The following is a 22,981-nucleotide window of genomic DNA, read 5'->3' as shown; positions in this document are numbered from 1 at the left end:
AGGCAAAAAAGAAATAAAAGGAGCATTTATGAAACAAGAAAAAACATTAAATACTAATGGAACTATAATTCAAATTATGGGTCCAGTCGTTGACGTAAGATTTCCTCGTGACTTTTTACCTAAACTTTTAAATGCTTTAGTTTGCTATGTTGATGATAAAAAATACACGCTAGAAGTTGCACAACATATTGGTGATGATACTGTTAGATGTGTTGCCATGGTTTCAACTAATGGTTTATATCGTGGAGTTGAAGTTATAGATACTAAAAACGCCATTACTGTACCAGTTGGCAATCATGTTTTAGGCCGTATGTTTGACGTTTTAGGAGATCCAATTGATAATTTAGAAGCACCAAAAGATGTAATAAAAATGCCAATTCATGCCTTAGCACCAAACTATGAGCAACAAAAAACGACTAGCGAAATTTTGGAAACTGGTATTAAAGTAATTGACTTATTAATTCCATATGCTAAAGGTGGAAAAATAGGGTTATTTGGTGGAGCAGGGGTTGGTAAAACTGTTTTAGTACAAGAGTTAATTAATAATATTGCAACCCAACATGGTGGATTAAGTGTCTTTGCCGGAGTTGGAGAACGTACCCGTGAAGGTAATGATTTGTATTATGAAATGAAAGCATCAGGTGTTTTAGATAAAACAGCCTTAGTCTTTGGTCAAATGAATGAACCACCAGGAGCTCGTATGAGAGTTGCTCTAAGCGGTTTAACTATGGCTGAATATTTTAGAGATGTACAAAATCAAGATGTCTTATTATTCATCGATAACATTTTTAGATTTACACAAGCAGGTAGTGAAGTATCAGCACTTTTAGGTCGTATGCCTAGTGCGGTTGGATACCAACCAACACTAGCAACTGAAATGGGCCAATTGCAAGAGAGAATCACTTCGACACACGCAGGTTCAATTACCTCAGTTCAAGCCGTTTATGTGCCCGCTGACGATTTAACAGACCCTGCACCAGCTACAACTTTCACGCACTTGGATGCTAAAACCGTTTTAGCGAGAGAAATCGCTGCCTTAGGTATTTATCCAGCTGTTGATCCACTTGAATCATCATCTAGATTACTTGACCCACTCGTAATTGGTCAAGAACACTATGATGTGGCTCGTGAAGTTATTTCAATTTTACAACGCTTCAAAGAATTACAAGACATTATTGCAATTTTAGGTGTTGGTGAATTATCTGAAGAAGACAAGCAGGTTGTGGCAAGAGCTAGAAGAATTAGAAAATTCTTATCTCAACCATTTACCGTAGCTGAAAAATTTTCAGGCATTAAAGGTGCTTATGTATCTTTAAAAGACACCATTAGATCATTTAAAGCTATTTTAGAAGGCCAATATGACAATGTGCCTGAAAACCTATTTATGTATGCTTCAAGCATTGATGAAATTGATTCTAGATATGCTAAATATCAAAAAGAACGAGAAGCAAATAAAACCAAAAATACTGTAGCAGAGTAATTATGGCAACAACTAAAACAATTAATTTAAAAATCACTACTATTGAAAATGTGTTTTTCGAAGGTGATGTTAGAAGTGTAACCTTAAGAACTAAGAGTGGCGGAGCTATTTGTCTTTTGCCTGGAATAAGCGCTTTTGCAAGCAATATTGCAATTGGGAAATTAACTATAAATAGCCCAGGTGATAAAGATTATCACGTCTGCTCAGTAGGTGGAGGGCTTGTATTTGCTGATAGAGCAAACATAAGAATCATAACTGATGATATTATCTTTGGTGAAAACATCGATATTGTCAGAGCACAAAAAGACAGAGATTCAGCTCTCGACCTCCTTTCTAGTGTTGATACCTATAAAGATAAAGCTAAGTTAGAAATTAAACTTAGAAAAGCTCTTAATAGAATTAAAGTTTATGATATTGAACATTCCCCACATTAATAATATAGCATCTTCGGATGCTATTTTTTTACTAAAAATACTGTATCACAGTGTTTTAAGTATTTCTTTAATAATTAATAAAATACAGTATAATAAAAAAATGAATAAAAAGCGTGTAACTTGATTTCTTTTATCCAGTGTAACCATTGTTGGAGTTGGCACAATTTTGCCTGCCGTTGTCATACCAATCAGGAATAAAAAAGACCATGAGGAACATCCAAAATTAGTTTTAAAACTTCAAAATGAAATTGATGCAATTAAAAAGCAAAGCAAAATAATTTCTCAGCTAGAAAACCAAAATTTTTATGAAATTCTATTGGCATCCATAAATAAACAAATTGAAGATGCAACTAAATTTGTTAATAATGATGCTCAAAAAACAAAATTTTTAAATAAGCACATTAAAGCTAAAATTATGGAAGTCGAACAAAATAAAGCTAACAATAATTCCAAATTAGAAAATATTAAAGATACCCTTAAAAAAATGAATGATCTATTAACAAAAATCACTGATAAAACCCTGATTGTTAATCCTGAAAGCAACAACAAACCAATAAAAGACTGAACAGAGCAAGATTTGATGCTTACTGATGAAGTTAAAGTTCCTAATAAAACCTTAATAATCTTTAAATTAGATGAATTCAGCAAAGAAATGAATACCCAAAGAAATGTAACAGTTACAATTAAATTAAAAGACAATAAAGTTGATTACCTTGAGAAACTAGAAGTAAGCAAAAATATTGTTTTAAAAGTCAAACAAAACTCAAAATAATCAAAAAAAGACAATAGAGTTTAATTATTACTATTGTCTTTTTTGATTATCGAATCCCAAAAATTAATCTTTAAATATAAAAAATATATATAATTAAAAAATGAATAAAAAAAGCCAAATAATTAAAATAGCTTCTCTATTATCGTCGATGATATTGCCCACAAGCATAGCAATATCATGTTCAAATAATAATCCATATAAACCTACGGATGAAAATAATAAATCTATTCCATTAATAGATAAATTAAATTTGTCCGAAGAAGAAATAGGAAACATTAATTTTTCTCAATTAAAATTTTTATTAATTGAGAAAATACAAGCTACCACTATTAAAATTAAAAGTAATGACATATTTTTTAAAGTCAAAAATAACTCTTACTCTTTACAAAATTCAGTTCCAAATATAAATGTAAAACAAATAATAGAAAATGAAAATAAAGATAAAGAACTTGATCAAAACTCCTTTTCTACAGGCTTTTTAAGCGCAAAAAGATTTTTAATTGATAAATCTATACCCGTAGTGGATCAAACACGATTTGCGTCGTTTAAAAAAAGTTTATTTTTACAAAATCAATATAAAAAAGCCATCACGTTTTATTTAAAAAGTTTTAATAAGAACAATGAACAATATGAAATAAAAAATATTGATTTTGATCTAGACAACGACAAAGAAATAACTATTAATATTGTAGTTTTCGATTCATCAACTGATAAAAACCAAAATATTGTATTGAAAATCAAAAAAAATGATTTTACCGATGGTGATAAATATTTATATAAAAATATTGAGATTAAGGGAGATAAAGACCAAAGACTAAATTTTGAAGATAACGATGCCATTCACCTTAATGATTTATTTGCTGATTTAAACTTGAATTTGAAGACGAATATTTTCAAAGCTAGTGAATTTGACAATTTAATGCACCCCAGAGTGGAATGATTAATATTTAATTTAAATGGTTTTTTAAGTTTGCTTCAATATAATACAGACTTGTTTTATTTAACCACAAAATCAAAGGATTATAGCTTTAGAATTATTAGCTGAAAACCAACTAAATTATTATGAAATAGCTATTCTATAGCTGTTTTAGATGTAGAAGTAAAAGATAAAAATGGTGAAATTATCGGCACATTCCCTTGATATTCGGTTGATTTTACCATCCATAACCATATTTTTGAACACGGTTTTTATGAAGATAAAAAATTAAAAAACCCGAAATTATTTAATTATAAAAAAATGAATGATAAGTGCCAAACACCTGAAATAGTAGATCCTGATGATTTTTACCAAACTAACCTAATAGATATTATTAATTTTATTATTCATGCCTACCGAAATGATTTAACTTTCTGAGGGAATAAAAAAATGGAACAAGTCGATATAACAACAATGCACCAAAATAAAAAACTTTTTGAAAAAAACCTAGAAAACGCATTAAACCAGTTTATATTACTTTATAACGTCTCAAAGCCATACTCAACTAATAAAAATACATGTCTTAATGATATTGACCATGAAAAAAATGTTATTAAAAGAGTTAAGGTTAAAATTCTTAATGATGAACTTAAAAACCAAATCAATATTGGCAAATTTGACCTAAAAATTGATTTTATAGACAGCGAAGGAAAATCAATGTTATCAAAAGAAAACAGCGAAAAAATCATTTTAGTGGGCGGATTAGTTGGTTTTGACAATGCTAAAATAATAGAAAAACAAAAGGAATTAAAATCAATTAACTTTGATTATGGAACCGAAATCGATAATGGTAAGACCTTGCCTTATTCAGAGTTTTTACAAAAATAAAAACAGCATAACTGTTTTTATTTTTTTACTAAAATTAGTGTAGCACAGGAAAAAAATATAAATTATTAATAAGGCAATATTTTGATCGCTTCAATTTTATTTAAGTGTTTATCAATAGTGTTTAATTCTATATATGCTGCATTAACTTGTGATTGATTTTCAGAAGGACGGAAGATACTTCTCGATTGGTATCGCATATGTTCATATACTTCTTGGAAATTTGCACCAATTGAACAATCATAAGGGCCGCACATTCCAACATCGGTTATATAACATGTACCTTTTGGTAAAACATGAGCATCATTTGTTTGAACATGTGTGTGAGTGCCACAAAAGGCATCGATTTTTCCATCAAGATAAAGCGCGAATGTGTACTTTTCCGAAGTAGTTTCAGCATGGAAATCCATAAAGTGAAAATCAGCTTTTTGATTAGCAGAGTTGTTAATTAAACTATCTGCTGCATCGAAAAAGTTTAATGCATATTCATCACCTCATGGCTTTAATAATTTATTAAAGCATATGCCCATCATAGAAGTAACTCTTAAAGTTGAGTTATTAACTTTAAATACCGATGAACCGTGGCCTGCATAAGAGCTAGGAATATTGTAGGGGCGGATTACATCATTACAATTTATAATATTAAAAATACCATCCTTAGCTCAAACGTGATTACCTAAAGTAAAAGCATCAATGCCTATTTTCTTTAGACGTGAATAATCTTCTTCAGAAAAACCTTTACGATCAGTCACATTCTCTGCTTGCGCAATCGTAAAATCAACGTTATATTTTTGTTTTATCTTGTCAATATTTTTAGCAACTGCTATAATGCCATTCTCGCTAAAAATATCACCAAAGAAAAGTATTCTTATTTGTTTGTTTTTTTTATTCATTTTTTTAATTCCAAACTACATTGTAAACAATAAATAAATTTGTTTTAATACCAATATGCCTATAGAGTAGAGTTATTGGCTAAATTGGGAGTTATATAATTTTGCATAGCTTCCATTAAGTTTTAATAACTCTTCATGCGTGCCACCTTCAACTATTTGTCCGTCTTCGACTACCAAGATTTTATCTGCATTTTTAATTGTGCTTAATCTATGAGCAATAACAATAGCTGTTTTGTTAACTAAGATTTTTTCATTTAAGGCAGCTTGAATAATTTTTTCAGTATTACTATCAATATTTGAGGTTGCTTCATCTAAAATGATGATTCTTTTTTCGCCTAAAATGGCTCTAGCCATAGCTATTAGTTGACGTTCACCTTTTGAAAGCATAGCTCCGTCGTTAACTAATTGCGTATCATAACCAAATTCTAATTGCATAATAATTTCGTGTGCTGATACTGTTTTTGCAGCTTCAATAATATGTTCATTGTCAGCTAGAGAATTACCAATTTTAATGTTGTTTTTGATTGTGTCGTTAAACATAAATGGATCTTGTAAAACAACAGCCATAAAATCTCTTAAATTGGTCTTGGGTATTTGTTTTAATTCAACATTGTCGATTTTAATACTTCCCATTTCATAATCATAAAATTTTGAAAGTAGGTTAATTATTGTAGTTTTACCGGCTCCGGTAGCACCAACAATAGCTATTGTTTCGCCAGGTTTTGCTTCGAAAGTAGCATTTTTAAGCTGGTATTTTCCAGATGATTGATTATAGCGAAAATATACATTATTAAATTCAATATGACCTTTAACATCAGTTAATTCAACTGGATTTTCAATTGGTTTTTCATTTTCTAAGTTAAGAATTTTATCCACACGACGCATAGCGCTAATTCCTTGTAAAAACGCAAATGAACTATCCATAATTACATTGAAGCTGCCGGTCAAAGATCAAAGCAAGCCTGTATAACCGATGAAAAATCCAGCATTAGGCTCATCGAATAATACAGAAACGAAAGGTAAATTATTTTCTTTAAAAATTAAACCAAAAATAGCACTAGACATAACTAAAATGTTATTTGCAAAAACTGATCAAGGCGACGTTAGTCTTTGAATAATATCGCCTACAATTGCTGTTTTATAGATCTTTTGGGTAATTTTTTGATAGTTTTCAATTGTTGCTTTTTGTTGATTAAAACTATTTGCAACCCTTTGATTTTTTAATATTTCTTCAACATATCCAACAATTTCTCCAAAGTGTTCATTTAGTTTAATGAAAGCAGGTCCTGCGAATGAAGCAAGGTAAATTCCAATGCTAAAGAAGAATAAAACAATTACAATCATAATGCTTGAAATCGTTACAGATGTAAGCATCAAAATTACAACTGAAATCAAAATCGAGAAAATTTGACTAATGACAGAAGAGACTATTTGTGTCAATGCCATCGCTAACTGTGAGGCGTCATTGGAAATAATTGCGATTAAATCACCAGCTTTTTGATGATCAAAATAGCTTACTGGCATTTGTAAAAGTTTATCATTAATTTGCTTACGAATATTGTGTGCAATATTCATGCATAATTCGATAAGTAAGCGATTTAAAATTGTTCTTAAAATTAGATAAAGCAAGAAGGCCGCACCCAAAATAGAGCAGAATAAAATAAATTTATTTAAATTAAATTCTTCTACACCAGCTAAAACCTCTTTAGTGAATGTATTACTTACAATTAAACCGGTCATTAAGGTTCCGAGATTATAAAGACCGAGGGCAACAAAAGATAAAAATAGTCCTAAATATAATTTTCAGCAATGATTACCGGCAAACTTATGAAAAACCTTAAACAAATTAACAATGTCTTTAATTTTGACGCGTTTAGATTTATCTTTTTTCATAGTCCCCCTATTGTTCTAGTTGTGTTGTATAAATTTCGTGATAATAATCGCAGTTTTTTAATAATTCATTATGAGTACCAAGCCCAATGGATGAACCATTATTTAACACTAAAATTTGATCTGCATTTTTAATTGGAGCGATTTTTTGTGAAATTAAAATCGTGGTGCAATCGTAATTTTCTTTTATATTTTTCATAACTTTAGCTGTGGTAACATTATCTAAAGCTGAAGTAGAATCATCTAAAATTAGAATTTTAGGTTTACGCAAAAGTGTTCTAGCAATACTAATTCTTTGTTTTTGACCGCCACTTAAATTGGTCGCCCCTTGGGTGACAGGATGGTCCAATCCTTCTTCAAACTCAGTTACAAAATCATACGCAGAAGCATTTTTTAAAGCGAAGAACATTTCCTCTTCTGTTGCATCCGGCTTAGCAAATAATAAATTTGAGCGAATAGTTCCAGTATATAATAATGCATCTTGATAAACGATACCGATATTATCGGTTAAATTTTTTGTATTAATATCTTTAAGTTCATTACCTCCAATAGTAATTGATCCGCCTCTTTTTGGTAAATCAACAACTGTTGAATCGTCTTTTGTAAATTTGTGCTTATCATTTTTAAAGGCTTCTTCATGATAAAGATAATTGTTTAAAAGCACTGTAGCTAGCGTGCTTTTACCACTTGAGGTTGGACCAATTATTCCGAAGGTTTGGCCAAAGGGTATAGCTAAATTTATTTCATTTAAAGAATTGTGTGGCGCCGTACGGTGGTATCTAAAGTTCAAATCTTGAATTTTTATATCATAATTATTTTCTATAAATAAGCCCTCTTTAACGAAAAGATTATCAATTTTATAATCATAAATTTCAACCATTCTTAAAGCTGAAACTCTTGCCCTGAACATTGAACCAATAAAAAAGGTTAGTGAAATTAAACCAAAAGCAATCAATCAAATATATTCTAAAAAGATATTTAAATTAACAACAGTATTTTCGGTTGCAACTTTGTTAAAGGCTTGATTAGCACCCACAGAATAAATACCAATAGTCAAAAAGTTTATTAAAGCAAAGAAAATAGGTTCGAGAATTGAAAATCCGTACATTAGTTTAATGGCGTTATTTGTTCAATTTGTGTTAGTTTCATTAAATGAAACTTTTCTAGCTTCTTGCATATTGTAAGTTTTAATAGCTCTAATTCCACGAATAGTTTCTGCTGAATCACGTGATATCATATCAAGAATTTTTTGTGCATTTTTCATATTAGGCATCAATATTTTAATTGCTACAAAAGTAATAAGAACCAATGACGGAACCATGATTAAAATTGAAATCGACATTTTAAGGTCAGTTAACATTGCTAAAATGATTCCACAAGTAATTAAAAGCAAGCTTTTCAAAAGAATAGCAGCGCCATTAACTAAAAACTCCCAGAAGTTAGCTATATCATTAGATACTCTGGTCATAATGGTTTCTGGTTTTAATTTTGATACATTTTTTAGCGAAAGCTTAATGATTTTTTTATACATTTCATTGCGATAAAAACGTGATGATAATTCCGCAGCATACACAATAATACTTAAAAAAGCAAATGTCAAAATGCTTTGAATAATTGTTAAGGCGATTGTTGCAATAATTATTTGCCTGCGAGCAATTTCATATGAAACAGGAGCCAACTTAACATTATTAAAAATAACTATTTCAACAGCTTTACTGGTATCTTCAACAAAAAGCAATTTGATAAATTGCGACACAAAATTAGGATAAATCATAGAACCAATAACGGTTAATAGCGATAAAAAAGCTCCTAAAGATAAAAGCAATTTATTTTTAAGTGGCAGCATTTTAATTAGTTTAATCATAAGCTCCTTCCTAATATAAATATTGATACTAATATTATATATTAATTTATTACATTTTTTTTGGGAATTTCCTTGATTGTAATTTTTTTTAATTTTTTTTACTAAAATCACTATAAAATAGCTATTTTAGGTAATTTAGTATTGACAAAAATAAAATAATTTATTTCTGTATTTAACAGAGAAAAAAGGATCAATCTAGTATTCAATATTTTTATCTAATTAAATTATGTTATTTGGATAATAGAGACAACTTAAATTATTTTTTTATTCTTACACATAAAAATATATAATTAACTAATTATTATCTAATTTACCTATAAAAAAGGAGAAAAAATGAAAAAATTATTATTAAGTACATCACTATTAGCATTTACAGCTATGCCCTTAGCTGTTGTATCATGCAATCATGAAACAAATCCAAAAGCGCCACAAAAAGATAAGCCTACACCAACTCCGGAAGCGCCAAAAAACAAAACTCTAAGTGTAGAGGTTGTCGATGTTGCTGAAATGCCTAGTGAAAAACTCGAAGGAAAAGCAGCATATGATGAAAATTTTGCTGATGCATCGCTTTTTAGCGGTGAAGGTTGAACAATTGCACAAGAAGATGCATACAAAACATATAAAGCTTTCTTTAATTTAATTAAAACAGACAAAAAGAAAAGAGACCAAATAGCTTATGATTTCAGAAAAGAAAAATTTGTTTTTGGAAAATTAGGCATAGATGCACAAAATACAGCCTTATTTAAATTAAATCATGAAAAATTAGGTAAACTTCAATTCGTTGATGCTGAAAAACCCATATACAAAAATACCAAAAAAGGTACAATTAACGGAAGCGGATATACCAAAGTAACATTTGATGAAGCAAATAAATCTATTTCATTCACTGTTAAATTATTTGAATATAATCCTAAAGAAGGACACAAAATTTCTAAAAAATCATTAAAATTCACAATTAAATTTGCTGAATAATTATTAAAATAACGCCAATTTATCTGGTGTTATTTTTTTACTAAAATTGCAGTATATAGCTAATCTTAGACAAATATAAAATAAATAAACTTACTTACTCTTTTTTGTAAGACTTTACTTTTTATAATTAAAAACTTGAATTTTGAAAATAATAAAAACTTGCCTAAACGGGTTCGCATTTTTGTTTTGTTATTATGGTCAGTAATTTCACCAATTGCATTTAACATAACTTTATTGTGTTAAATTCAATTTATATTATTTATATTTTTGACTTTCAAATACCAAACAAAATGAACCTCTTAGTTAGAATTCAACTAAGGATTACATTTTGGTTTGGAAAAATAGAGATATTCAGAAAAAATTATGTTCAACTTCTATTGTTAATTTTTCATATTTTTAACTTGTTCAACTAACCGTGTAAAATGCTCAGGGCAAAATGAAACTCAGTGTTTTTACATTTTCGAACAAAAAATTAACTTTCTAACTATCATTTTATGAAAAAGGAAAGGAAAAAAATGAAGAAAAGCGATATTTTATTTTCAAAATATTTCGAAGACTGAATAAACATATATAAAAAAGGTTCAATAAGAGATGTTAGTTTTAAAAAATATATTCTTACTCTCTCATGAGTTGTTAGACTCGCACCAGAATTAAAACTTTGCGACCTTGATCGAATGAGTTATCAAAAAATCCTAAATGATTATGCGCTCGAGCATGAAAGACAAACAACAATGGACTTTCACCACCATTTAAAAGGTTGCATTTTAGATGCTTTAGATGATGGTATTATTCCAGTTAATCCAACTCGAAAAGTAGTCATTAAAGGCAAAAATCCACGACCTAAAAAACCAAAATATATAAGCCAATTTGAGTTGCAATTGTTGATAAAGTCTTTACATTTAGGCGAAAAAATTTCAATGGATTGACTTATTTTGCTAGTTGCAAAAACAGGTTTAAGATACTCAGAAGCATTAGCCATCACGCCTGAAGATTTTGATTTTACTAAACAAACATTGAATGTTTCAAAAACATGAAACTACAAAGAACACGGAGGGTTTAGTCCAACAAAAAATAAGTCATCAATTAGAAAAATACCTTTAGATTGAGTAACTACCAATCAATTTAATGGTCTAGTTAAAAACGCTGAGCCAAATAAACCTATCTTCGTAATCAAAGAAAAAATCTATAACTCAACTGTCAATGATTTGTTATTTCGCCGTTGTACTGAAGCTAAGATTCCACTTATCTCAATTCATGGACTAAGACACACTCACGCATCATTGCTTTTGTATGCAGGTGTGAGCATTGCTTCAGTTGCTAAGCGACTAGGTCATGCATCGATGAACACAACTGAACGAATATATCTACACGTTATAAATGAATTAGAAAACAAAGATATAGATCTTGTTATGCGTTCAATATCAACACTTAATTAATACAAATTTGAGTACGAAAACAGGCATTTTTGTGTAAAAATGTGCGTTTTCATATTCAATAATGTATTTTCTAAGTTTCGGAGTTTAAACTAAAAAAGCGATTTTTTGCGCTATTTTATACGCAAAAATCGCTTTTTTTTATTTATTACATACCATTTTTAATAATTATGTTTATTCCTTTAATTTTTTCAATGTTTGAAATAAGTGGATTTATTTCTACAAATTTTTTAGTTGCAGTTTTATTGTTTATATTTTGAGTGTATTCAAAACATGAATTTAATAGTGTTATCAATGATTCTAAATGGCTCTAGTTTTATACTTAAAGTGGGAAATGCAAGTATAAAGAATTTTTAGAAATTATAAAAAATTGTATATAGAAAAAACAAAAAGTGTATTTTGACTAAAAATAACGGTCAATTTTACACTTTTTGTTCTTTGCTCCGAAACTCAGGATAATCATTTAGCAATACAAAAAAACAGACACTATTGTCTGTTTCTTTTGTCGCGCATTGAGTAGATAAATTCTTCAATATGTGATCTAATGTGGTGTTTTTTAACTTTTTTAGGATTAATATCTTTAATATTAGCAATATATTGTTTTGTTGCTTCATTAAGTGAGTTATCCAATAATTCGTCTAAGCGGCCATAACTGTTTAATTCATCATTTGAATTAATTATTTCTTTAAGTTTGTCACTGTTTAGTTCGAAAGTGTTGCAAATTTCTTCAATTTTTGAATTTTCTTCGCGTTCAATTTCTTTTTGCAATTCTGCTTGGAAGTCAATAGTGTTAGGAACAATTCCATTAAATTGTAATTTAATGTTATTGAGAACATTACGAGCAATTTGTGCTTTTCATTTAGGCATTTTAGCAAATTCATTCTCTATTTCAGCAACATTAATATTTTCATTTATGATTAATTTTTGAAGGTACTTGTAGTCAATATTTTCTTGAGCAGTATCAACAATATCTGCAAATGCATTATAGTCTTCATTTATTTCAATGCTATCATATTCATAAGTGTTGGCGTCTGTGCCTCTTATTTTTTCGAGATTGATATCACGTAATCTTGCATTAATTTTTAAAATATCATCACGAGTGAATTGTAATTTGTCAGCATTGTCTTCTCATGTAAAACCTTTAAGCTTAATGCAGTTTAAATATTTGTGTATTTTGTAGTAATTTAAAACAATTTTTTTAACTTGACCTTTGTACAATATAAAGTCAGAATCGCTAGGTTCAACCTCTAAAATATCTTCAAAGTTAGCATAACCTCATTGTACAAAAATACTTTTGATTACTTTAAATGCTTCATTGAGCTTGTTATAGAAATCGTTAATATCTTTGACTTGAACCTCATTTAAATTAGCTTCAGCATAGATTTTAAATGCTTCACGAGTGTTGAAATTCATTGTGTTTGGCATACGGTAATAAACAACTTTACCAAACGGCTTTGTTGATTCGTCAAGAATCCGATTGGTTCGAGATATTGCTTGGATTAGGTTTTGATATTGCAATGTTTTGTCAAAATATATTGTATTAATATATTTAGAATCAAAACCAGTAAGCATTTGATTTACAACGATTAGTAAGTCAAGGCGTTTATTTTTATTTTCATTGTTATTTAATTCAACAAAATTATGTTTGCGCGCTAATCTACTTGCTAGATCTTTTTTAAATTCAGCATGTGTTTCAAATTTTCAATTTGTATTGAAGTCCTTGTTGTATTGAGCAATAACTGCTTCAATGTTATCTCTACGTGTTTCAAGTTTTTCATACTCATCTTCTTCACGGTCAAGTGTAGGATCATAAAGTAGTGTAAATTTAAAATCGGCTGGTTTTAAAGGATTTTGGTTGATTATTTCAAAATATTTGATTGCATCATCAATTTTACTTGTGGCTAAAATTGCACTAAAGTTTCTTGCTCCACTTCTGTTATGTCATAATTTAAGCATATCAACGACAAGTGCATTTTTAAACTCATCTGTATCGTAGAATCCTCTTTCTTTAAGTTCTGCTTCAAATTCTGCATTTTGTTCATAATTTTCATCAAGATTGCATTTTTTGAAACAATCGTATGTGTTGATTAATTCTATTTCATTGTTTGCTAACTTAGGTCTAATTTGTTTGAATGCATCTTTATAAAGTTTTTCAAATGTAGGATATTCTGTATCAAAGCAAAGAACTTTTTTGTCTTTGATACCATTTTTTATTGTGTATGTGTGTAAGCATTTACCAAATACTTCTTCAGTAGTTACTAAATCATTGCTATTTTTGATTTTTATAGGTGTACCTGTGAAACCAAAAATTACTGAGTTAGGGAAGTTGTGAGTAATATCACTCATCATATCTCCACTAACACTTCGATGAGCCTCATCAAATACTGAAACTACTCGTTTTTTGCTTAATTTTTCAAATTTATTAGGATTAAATTTTTCAGGATCTATACGTGATTGCTTTTGGATTGAAGTTATAATAATTGTTTTTGTTTGATTATTATCAAGCATTAAATTAAACAAATCACGAGAACTTCGTGCATACTTAATAGTAACTAATTCATGTTCGCTAAATTTTTCATATTCTTCGCGTGTTTGAGTGCTAAGTTCAATTCTATCAACAACAAAAACCACTACATCAGCATAATTTCAGTCTAAAAGAAGCTTACATAATTTATAACTGGTTAAGGTTTTACCTGAACCAGTTGTATGTCATACATAACCACCTTTTATTGCATTGTGCGATGTGTTTGAAAATGGTTTATGTTGAATAAAATACTTTTGAATTTGGTCAATTGCATGAAATTGATAGCTTCTTAAAATTTTTAAGTCTTTGTCCTGATCATCAGCAACTGTAAAGTCAGCAATAATGCGGTGTGCAGTAGGAATACATAAGAATTGTTTAACAACATCATTCATGTTGTTAATAGGATTATTATTTTTGTCTGTTCATTTTTGGAACAATTCTGGTTTGATTTTATCTCCATCATTAGTTGCTGGAATAAACATCATTTCATCAGGTTTCATTGCAACAGAAAGTTGAATGAGCGAAAAAAGACCTTTGTATGCACCACCTTTAACATAATTTCTAATTTGATGAATTGCATCTGAAAGATTTTTTGTGTGATTTTTAAGTTCAATATGAATTAAAGGCAATCCATTAATCAACAAGATAATGTCTGCTCTATTGTCGAATTTATTTGAAAATTTAACTTGACGTGCGATTTGATATATGCTTGAACCCGCTTTAATATCACGACGATCAAAGATTTTTAAATCAACATCTTTTCCGTTACATTCATCATTCTCATTTTTACGTCTAAATCTGATTATTCCACCATTAATTCTCGTATTTGCTTGAGAAGGACTTGAAATGCTCTGAATTTGATCCATTATATCTTGCATTTCTTCATCTGTAAGTGGATTATTATTTAATCTATCTCTATTATTTTGAAAAAGAATTTTTCTCCAGTTTTCAATTAAGTCTTGTTCGTCAACATTATAGAGCTCAATATTATTATCTTTTTTAAATTGATTAAGATCCGATAATTTATTATATGTACTTTCTGACTTACCTACTCATCCACATTCTATTAGTAATTTTACTAATGGCTTTTCTATAACTTCTATTTCATGTTCATTTTTCATAGATAACCTTTCTTTTTTTAAATTTACCAAAACCACTGTAAAATGGGTATTAAACAAACATTTTATTGAGCAATTCTTGCTTGATTTTTTTGAGTTTTTCGCACTTACGCTGATGAAGTGTTAGGAGTGAGTCGAGAGTGGAGAACGTCTGAGCTATTTTGTTTTGTTCGGGGAGTTGAGGACTGCTAATTTGAAAGTCGCTGATTTGTTCATAAACTATATATGGAATGGCACCAAGTTTTGCATATTTTTGACATTCATTTCAAAAGTTTGTTCAAAGTGAAAAATATAGAAATTCTCTAACAATTTTAATGTTTTGTAGAACATAAGTACGTTGATATGCATTAAATTTACCTTCAGCTAAATGCAAAAAACCCATATTTACACCGTTCCCTGCTATTGTTATTGAATCGCCTTCAAATGCAAAATCGTTAATTTTAAACACATCTACACCTGAAGTATAGAAGTTATAAACACCGTCTTTAACAGCCTTGTTTGCATCAAGAGAACCACAATCAATCGTTACTAAATCCCCCAACCTTTTTAGTTCTCAAGCGTAAGTAAATCCGGCGAACCGAATCGAAGGAACATTTGAGCCTTCAACTGGAAACATTTTCTCAAGTAGAGTTTGCTTAATTTTTTTGAGTGCATCGCACTTACGCTGATGAAGTGTTAGGAGTGAATCTACAATATTGAAAACTGAAACAATTTTTTGTTGTTCAATTATTTGTTTAGGGTGATTAATTGGTAATTGTTCAAAGTCCATTCTAGTAAAAATTGGATAAGTAGTTTCTGATGTATAAAATTTATGATCATTATTTTTTATGATATAAAAAAGAAATTTTGTTAATAATTGTTTAATATTAAAACTTTCTATTATATGATTTTGAGAACTAATAAATAAGCCTTTTGCATATTTGGTATTAGCATTTCTAGCTCTTCCTACAGTTATAATTTCACCATCATTTACTAAACCATACGGGACTTTAGCCTTGCTTGTTTTTCAATCATAATTTTTTGATGAAGGTAATAAAGTTATCTCACCCGTTCTCAATCTATATGCCTCCAATTCAGTAGCACCAATTTGTGAATATCTATTTAAAATAACAACATCACCCAACCTTTTTAGTTCTCAAGCGTAAGTAAACCCCTTAAAACGAATTTGAGGCACTAAAGCCTTATTCATTATTTGCCTCCAAGAACTTTTATAAGTTCATCAATAGCTTTCATATCACTTTCATCACCGGTAAGGTCATTTAATAGTGTAATAAGTTCTTTTTCATTTTCAACAATTTGTTCATTAATGTTGTTGAATGTGTCTTTGTATTTTGCTTCTAGATGTTCAAATTTTGAAACATAATCTTCAATAATATCATTTGCTATTTTATTGATTTCATTACCAATTTGAGTAGTTCATTTATTGATAATTAGTGAAACAAATTCATTTTCGTTAAGATTGTAAATTTTGCTAAATGAATCTTGTGTTATTTTGTTATTGAGTTCATTTTGTTGTTTAGTGAGACTCGCTCTTTGTTCAATGAGTTTGTTTATTTGAATCATTTTGTGTTCAAAAGAATCTTCATCGTATGACGAAGCATTTAGTGCTTTGACATATTTTTTTAGTTCTGCTGCATCTAAAGAATTATCTTTTTCTTTAAATAGTTGATCAACTCTTTCTTCTTCAGGTATTGATTCAACAAGTTCATTAATTTGATTGTTTAGTTGTTCATTTTGTGCTGAGTATTGTTCTAAAAGGTCAAGTTGAGATGCATAAAAGCTTTGAGCAATATCGTTTTTATTGAATAATTGAGCATTAAAATCTTTGAGACTTTTGCTTTTTGCACCGGCATACTCTTTATCAATAATTTCGTCCAAAATACTCGTTATTGAGTTGTTTTGGTCAAAATTACTCAATAGATCTAAACCATTTTTTATGTTTTCAAAGTTGTTTTTGATTACTTGATAGAATAAGTATTTGTCAACTAAATCTAATGAAGAAGATTGTTCAAAAACAAGTTCAACCAATTTATCTTCAAATGCTTCAGTATTAATGTTTTGCATACTGCTTAATGAGTTGAATGTTGAATTGAATAATCAGTTGATTTGTGCGCTAATTTGGTCATATTTAGCTTTGTAAACATTAATTGCTTGGTCATTGATTATTAAATCACGAATTTGAGAATCGTCATTATTAATGATGTCAAAGTAGTTATTATTGTTTGCTTTTAGCAATTTAGATTTAAGTTCAGGGAAGCAAGCAAAGAATTTATCAAATTGTTTAAGTTCTTCACGACTAATTCCACCATGCATCAATGAATAAAGGTCATTTGTTTCACTTTTTTCATAGTTGTCTAGATAACGTGAAATATTTAAGTTGAAGTCATTGTTTTTGATTTCTTCAAAGCTTACAATGCGTGAAAAGCCTTCAATTTCAAGACGATTATTAACTGCATCAGCTACTTTTTTGATATGCATTGCTTCAAGTCTATTTTGTTTACCGTCTTTAATGAAAAGTTTAGAAGCATCAATAAATTGAATATCTCGAGTGTCTTTTTGTTTTTTAAGCACCATTATGATTGTTGAGATGCCAGTGCCATAAAAAATATTAGATGGAAGACCAATAATTGCATCGATTTGACCTTTTTCAATAAGTTTGGTTCGAATTTGTTTTTCACTTCCGCCTCTAAATAAAACACCGTGTGGAAGAACAATGGTTAAAATACCATCATTTTTGAGATGGTAAAGGTCATGAAGCAAGAATGCATAATCACCTTTCGATTTTGGAGCAATTCCATATTCTTTATATCGAGGATCGCTTGTTTTGTTTTCATTATCTCAGTTTAGCGAATAAGGGGGATTAGATACAACTGCATCAACCGATTCATATTTGTATGATGTAATGTCATCGTCGTTAAAAAATGGTCAGTCTTGCTCTAGAGTATCACCGCAACGTACCGAAATATCAGCAGGATTAATCCCTTTCATAACAAGGTTCATTCTGGTGATGTTGAATGTTTGTCTAATTTTTTCTTGTGCAAAGAATTTAATTGGACTTTTGCTTTTGTTGTACTTTCTAAATGCATCACTGATTGTTAAAAGAAGTGAGCCTGAACCTGATGTAGGGTCATAAACCTTGATTGTTTCACGATCGCGAAGATGATAAGCAACAATTTTTGCCATCAATAATGACACTTCGTGAGGTGTGTAAAATTCACCACCTTTTTTTCCTGCTCCAGCAGCAAATTGAGCAATTAAATATTCATAAACAAAACCTAAAACATCGTATTTACCATGATGGAATGGAATACGTTGAATTATATCGATTAGATTTGCAAGCATTTTTGATTGTTCAGTAAGGTTTGTTGAATATTTTGACATATCGTTTTCAAAAACGCCAAAAATATTACCATAAAGCTGTCTTGAACTATTACTTAATGATCTGTTAAATTCTTCAATTGCATCTGTTAGTGTTTTAACTGTAAAGACGTTGACGCTTTTTCATTGCGTATTAGTTCAAACTTGATAAAGGTTTTCATAGTGAATGTAGTATCCTAATTCTTTTTTAATTCTTTGAATAATTTCTGCGATTTCTTCTTTGTCATTGATTGAACTATCGCTAAAATCTAATGTTCTTTCTTTATAGTCTTTTGTAAAACATTCAAGGTCATTTTCATCAATTCCTTCAGAAAGCATGAAGTCAATTTGCTTTTGTGATAAGTATTTGTAGAAAATAAGTCCAAGAATGTAGTCTTTATATTCGTTGGCCTCAAGTCCACCACGTAATTTGTTTGCAGCCTCTCATAAAGTGGCTGCTAGTTTTTGTTTTGAAAGTATATTATTTTCCATTATTTTCCTTTTTATATTACTAATTATTAATATTATATTGAAAACATTACACAAATTCATTAAATAGTCGTTTTGCTTTAAAATTTTTCAAATACTAAACAAAATGAACCATTTAATTAGAATTCAACTAAGGAAAACAATTTGGTATGAAAAATCAAAGATATGCAGTAAAAAATGATTTAATTTATAGAAAAATTACAAGGGATAGCGATTGAACAAATAAACAATTATCAATAGCTTTAGATGTCTCAATTTCAACTATAAAAAGAAAGAGAAAACGGTTGAGAGAGTTTCAAAAAACAGGAACTAAAATCAAAATCTCGCATGGTAATTTTAATAACAAGCTTGTTTTTAAACATTCAGATGAGAAATTTATAGCATTGAGCAAAACTTATTTTAAAAGATATTGATTAACAAGAATGAGAACAATAATCATAGCTTTTTTTGGTATATTAAAAAAATCTCCTAATAGCAAATATTTTAAGCTTAAATATTTGCAGTTGGAGATTTTTACACAAAATTATCTACAGTTCCTGTTAATTTGTGTCTAGTTATAAATTATTACTTATAAGTTTTTTATATTCAATGAGATATTTTTTAATTTCTGGGTTGTTTAGAGTGTCTATTTTATATGAGTTAAGTTTCATAACTAACTCATTGTCTATGCGTTCTGGAGCAATAATATTAACTTCTCCATCTTCTGGATCTCAATAAAATTTTTTGTTATCGTACTCAGTATGAATTGTTGGTTCAAGAGTCATTAAATTATTCACATCTGCAATTTGTTCTATTAATTTTTTATATTCAGGATCATTCACCATAATTTCATATTTGAGATATTCAGCATTTTTAAAAAGTTGAATAATTTTTCTTTTGATGGCTGATACAGGATAAATGTGAGCAACTTCAACTGATGTTTTTGAAAACGGGAAGTACTTGATTTTGTCTTTGTTTTTTCTTGCTATAACTCTATATTTTTTAATATCTTCCTTGACATTAGAAACATAATTTCTATATATACTCATTGTTTTATCAAGAGCAGATTTTAAAGTCTTTAATTTTTCTACTTCTCTTGGATCATTAGCACTTTGTTTTGTTTTTTCGAGTTGAGCTACAAAATCAAAAATAATATCTCATACAATAGTGCCTTGCAAAAATGATCTAAACTCATCTATATTTTTTTCAGAAGTATTTAGTATACATTCATCAGGTACACGATCTTTTACTCTAAGTAAATCAAGCAGCATTATTAAATTATTTTCAAAAAATACACTATTTGATTTAAGCTCAGAACTTTTTGGATTCATATATGAACCAGTTGGATTATTACCTTTAAGTACACCAATAATATTGTTAATAGTTCCCTTATAATATTTGTAAAAATATGTATTAATTCTATCTAGTTCAATATCATTTAGTTCGTGTAATTTTTTTGATGATAGTGTTGGCCTACTTAATTGACTTTTATCAGGCCAAAGTAAATTAAATATTTGCTCTCTTTCTTTATATGTTGATGTTTGTTTTTTAAACCAACTATCAGTAGTATATAAATCAATCATTGTACCTGGTAAAAAATCAATTTTGTATTGAACTAATAAACCATTTTCATCAAAGTAGCAATGTAATATTGCGTCTATTTTTTGTTTTGCGTTTGGTTTTGAGAAAATTTTAAATTTAAATAGTGTAAGTGAAATGTCTTTAGGTAGCATTTAAACTATTTTCTCTTCAATTATTTTCTTAAATATTGCTTGCAAAACCTCAACAGATATTGAGTTCCCTGCTGTGAAAATTATCTTATTATCACTTACAAGATTTGTCTTTTTGACATTTTCATAATCTGCTTCATCAAAACCCATATATAAATATGATTCAAGAGGACTCATTATTTCGATTTCACCATTCACAAAGAATTTAAGACGCGAATTGGCACCTGAAGCTGTTAGTGTAGGACCTTTTGAATCTAAAGAATAAATGTAGTTCTCACTGTTAAACTTTGTGTAATTATTGATAAATGATTTTTTAATTTTGCTTTTAGTTAACTTAAAGGCATCTAAAAACTGATTTTCATTAAGTTTAAATTTTTGGTGTGACTTATCTACTTGTCAAATGTCTTTAACGAGTTTATTATTAGAGCCAACACCATCAGGAAAGACAAATTTTTTGTCTCCTAGGATTGAAACCATAAAAACTCGCTCTCTGTTTTGAGCACTATTAAAATCAGATGAATTAATAACTTTTCAAGAAGAAGTGTAACCAAATGATTCAAGAGTTTTAATTCAATCATTAAATTGAGCAATAAATTTAGATGTAGTTAGGGCCTTTACATTCTCAAGAAGCAAGACTTTAGGCAAATTATTAATATTTAGCTTTAAAATTCGTTCAATTTCAAATAGTAAGCCAGATCTTGTGTTTTTTTCCAAGCCACGCTGCTTTCCTTGCTGAGAAAGGTCTTGGCATGGAAACGAATATGTTAGAATATCTATATTTTTAGGAAGTTTATTATAGGCTCTAATGTCTGAGCCGCTCGCTCTCTCTCTCTCTGAGCGCATTGTTATTTAAATATTCTGAATATCTAGTATTAAAATATTCATTGTTTAAAAATGAATAAAGATAAGCAAAAAGTTTACGAAGTTTTCCTTCATTCATCCTTTTAAAATAATCAATTGATACTTGATCTTTTGAATTACTTGAAAAACTAAAATGCTGCAAAATATCAACCATTTTGTCCTTAGAAAGGTTATTTTCGGGTTTTAAAACTCCATGATGGATAGCCATATAAGCAACAATAGCGTCAATATAAAAATCACAAGCCCCGAGTGACTTAGTTTTAAATTTTAGCTGTTCTTCTAAAAATTTTAATGCTTTAATTTGCGACCCTATCCCTGAAAAAAATTCAAAAATTCTTATCGATTTCATAATATTTATTATAACGCAATAAAAGTTATTAAATTATTCTCCATGATGTAAATTTTAAATAACAAACAAAATGAACCTCTTAGTTAGAATTCAACTAAAAAATAAAATTTGGTATGGAAAATCAGAGATATGCAGCAAAAAAATGATTTAATTTACAGACAAATTACAAGGCATAGCGATTGAACAAATAAACAATTATCAATAGCTTTAGATGTCTCAATTTCAACTAAAAAAAGAAAGCAAAAACGGTTGAGAGAGTTTCAAAAAACAGGAACGTGATATTGTTGAAATCGGTGATTGAGGCCATTACTGACTTAATGGTCATAATAAATTCACAACATTGCACGCCGTGGATGTTGGCACTAACAAAGTTGTTTCAATACATTTTGAAAAACAAAAAAGAACATTGAAACCTGTTCAATGTTCTTGTTTTGCATCGAAATGTTGTTTGAATAAAAACTATCAAATAACGGTATTAAAAACCAAATTTCGGTAGTTATTTTTGACAAACATGATATAGCATTATTAATTAAACTTACCTATCTCAAGGGGTTATTTTTGTTTGATATCACATTGTCTTAATTTGGTTGTTGAGTGCTATCTTTACCATTTAAAGCATCTTGTAAAACGTTTTTAGCATCTTCTATTGTTTTAGCAGCATCTAAGCGTTTTTGCAATTTGGCCTTTAGTTCTTGGTTTTCTAATTTATTAATAGCTTCTTGAGCTTTATTTTTCACATTATCAAAAGTAGGTTGTAAATTTTCATCATTAATAGCTTTTTTTGCTTCTTTAATTATTGTTTTGATTTCATCCGCACTTTTGGCTTTTTGTAGTTTTTCAGTTATTTTTTGCTTAGTATCTTCATTTTTAATTTTATCAATTTCTGTTGTAGCTTCTACTCTCAATTTATCTATAAGTTGTTTGTTTTGAATACTTTTTGTTGTCAAAGCAACTGCTACAGCAACACCAGAAACAACTGCAAATGATCCTACAGTTATACCAATAATAAGCTTTCTTTTTTTATTCATGTTTTCT

The 22,981-nt window shown here is 29.0% G+C and carries 17 protein-coding genes; 7 read left to right on the top strand and 10 right to left on the bottom strand.

Annotated features, from left to right (window positions below; all coding sequences use genetic code 4):
• The first annotated feature begins 28 nt into the window (after nt 1-28).
• From atpD to T385_RS0100550, 4 genes are all read left to right on the top strand, one after another.
• Nucleotides 29-1,480 carry a F0F1 ATP synthase subunit beta gene (gene atpD / locus T385_RS0100565; protein WP_029905556.1) on the top strand — a complete coding sequence of 484 codons (1,452 nt, stop codon included), beginning with the start codon at nt 29-31 and terminating at the stop codon, nt 1,478-1,480.
• Nucleotides 1,481-1,482: 2 nt separating this feature from the next.
• Entirely contained in the window at nt 1,483-1,914 is a 432-nt protein-coding gene (locus tag T385_RS0100560; protein ID WP_029905554.1) for a F0F1 ATP synthase subunit delta/epsilon, read from the top strand.
• Between the two features lie 100 nt (nt 1,915-2,014).
• Complete coding sequence (locus tag T385_RS0100555) at nt 2,015-2,686, top strand: hypothetical protein (RefSeq protein WP_029905552.1); 672 nt, start codon at nt 2,015-2,017, stop codon at nt 2,684-2,686.
• Between the two features lie 100 nt (nt 2,687-2,786).
• Nucleotides 2,787-4,490 carry an MAG3240 family lipoprotein gene (locus T385_RS0100550; protein ID WP_029905550.1) on the top strand — a complete coding sequence of 568 codons (1,704 nt, stop codon included), beginning with the start codon at nt 2,787-2,789 and terminating at the stop codon, nt 4,488-4,490.
• Between the two features lie 65 nt (nt 4,491-4,555).
• Here the strand turns inward: T385_RS0100550 and T385_RS0100545 are convergent, their stop codons facing one another.
• The 3 genes from T385_RS0100545 to T385_RS0100535 all read right to left on the bottom strand — a co-directional run bounded on the left by T385_RS0100545 (nt 4,556) and on the right by T385_RS0100535 (nt 9,134).
• Nucleotides 4,556-5,380: a TIGR00282 family metallophosphoesterase gene (locus tag T385_RS0100545; protein ID WP_029905548.1), complete on the bottom strand. Its 825-nt coding sequence runs from the start codon at nt 5,378-5,380 to the stop codon at nt 4,556-4,558.
• 72 nt (nt 5,381-5,452) lie between these two features.
• Complete coding sequence (locus tag T385_RS0100540) at nt 5,453-7,273, bottom strand: ABC transporter ATP-binding protein (RefSeq protein WP_029905546.1); 1,821 nt, start codon at nt 7,271-7,273, stop codon at nt 5,453-5,455.
• Nucleotides 7,274-7,280: 7 nt separating this feature from the next.
• Nucleotides 7,281-9,134 (bottom strand): ABC transporter ATP-binding protein, encoded by a 1,854-nt coding sequence (locus tag T385_RS0100535; RefSeq protein ID WP_029905540.1) that lies wholly within the window; start codon nt 9,132-9,134, stop codon nt 7,281-7,283.
• A gap of 333 nt (nt 9,135-9,467) precedes the next feature.
• On the opposite strand from T385_RS0100535, the gene T385_RS0100530 reads away from it, so the two are divergent.
• Both T385_RS0100530 and T385_RS0100525 read left to right on the top strand, forming a co-directional pair.
• The gene (locus T385_RS0100530; protein ID WP_029905538.1) at nt 9,468-10,106 is read left to right on the top strand and encodes a hypothetical protein; all 639 of its coding nucleotides are present in this window, start codon (nt 9,468-9,470) and stop codon (nt 10,104-10,106) included.
• Between the two features lie 515 nt (nt 10,107-10,621).
• Entirely contained in the window at nt 10,622-11,542 is a 921-nt protein-coding gene (locus tag T385_RS0100525; protein ID WP_029905536.1) for a site-specific integrase, read from the top strand.
• 483 nt (nt 11,543-12,025) lie between these two features.
• On the opposite strand, the gene T385_RS0100520 is transcribed toward T385_RS0100525, so the two are convergent.
• From T385_RS0100520 to T385_RS0100510, 3 genes are read right to left on the bottom strand one after another with little or no spacing between them, the layout of a single operon-like run.
• A complete protein-coding gene (locus T385_RS0100520) occupies nt 12,026-15,184 on the bottom strand; it encodes an HsdR family type I site-specific deoxyribonuclease (RefSeq protein WP_029905534.1) in 3,159 nt (1,052 codons plus the stop codon).
• A gap of 49 nt (nt 15,185-15,233) precedes the next feature.
• Nucleotides 15,234-16,370, bottom strand: a complete 1,137-nt coding sequence (locus T385_RS03665; protein ID WP_156953934.1) for a restriction endonuclease subunit S — start codon at nt 16,368-16,370, stop codon at nt 15,234-15,236.
• Nucleotides 16,370-19,030 carry a type I restriction-modification system subunit M gene (locus tag T385_RS0100510; protein WP_029905530.1) on the bottom strand — a complete coding sequence of 887 codons (2,661 nt, stop codon included), beginning with the start codon at nt 19,028-19,030 and terminating at the stop codon, nt 16,370-16,372. Before T385_RS0100510 ends, T385_RS03665 begins: the two co-directional genes overlap by 1 nt.
• Before the next feature lie 146 nt (nt 19,031-19,176).
• Between T385_RS0100510 and T385_RS0100505 the strand changes: the two genes are divergently transcribed.
• A complete protein-coding gene (locus tag T385_RS0100505) occupies nt 19,177-19,581 on the top strand; it encodes a hypothetical protein (protein ID WP_029905528.1) in 405 nt (134 codons plus the stop codon).
• Here the strand turns inward: T385_RS0100505 and T385_RS03540 are convergent, their stop codons facing one another.
• The 4 genes from T385_RS03540 to T385_RS0100480 form a co-directional block, all read right to left on the bottom strand.
• Complete coding sequence (locus T385_RS03540; protein ID WP_029905526.1) at nt 19,582-20,739, bottom strand: MAG4270 family putative restriction endonuclease; 1,158 nt, start codon at nt 20,737-20,739, stop codon at nt 19,582-19,584.
• Nucleotides 20,740-21,579: a DNA (cytosine-5-)-methyltransferase gene (gene dcm, locus T385_RS0100495; protein WP_084276658.1), complete on the bottom strand. Its 840-nt coding sequence runs from the start codon at nt 21,577-21,579 to the stop codon at nt 20,740-20,742. It lies immediately after the preceding gene.
• A complete protein-coding gene (gene dcm_N, locus T385_RS03715; RefSeq protein WP_036450658.1) occupies nt 21,539-21,946 on the bottom strand; it encodes a DNA (cytosine-5-)-methyltransferase N-terminal subunit in 408 nt (135 codons plus the stop codon). The genes dcm and dcm_N overlap by 41 nt, the downstream gene beginning before the upstream one ends.
• A gap of 578 nt (nt 21,947-22,524) precedes the next feature.
• Nucleotides 22,525-22,974: a hypothetical protein gene (locus tag T385_RS0100480; RefSeq protein WP_029905518.1), complete on the bottom strand. Its 450-nt coding sequence runs from the start codon at nt 22,972-22,974 to the stop codon at nt 22,525-22,527.
• Nucleotides 22,975-22,981 lie beyond the last annotated feature (7 nt).

Source organism: Mycoplasmopsis opalescens ATCC 27921 (assembly GCF_000712185.1).
Classification (GTDB): Bacteria; Bacillota_I; Bacilli_A; order Mycoplasmatales; family Metamycoplasmataceae; genus Mycoplasmopsis; species Mycoplasmopsis opalescens.
This window is presented reverse-complemented; position numbering and strand designations above follow the sequence as displayed.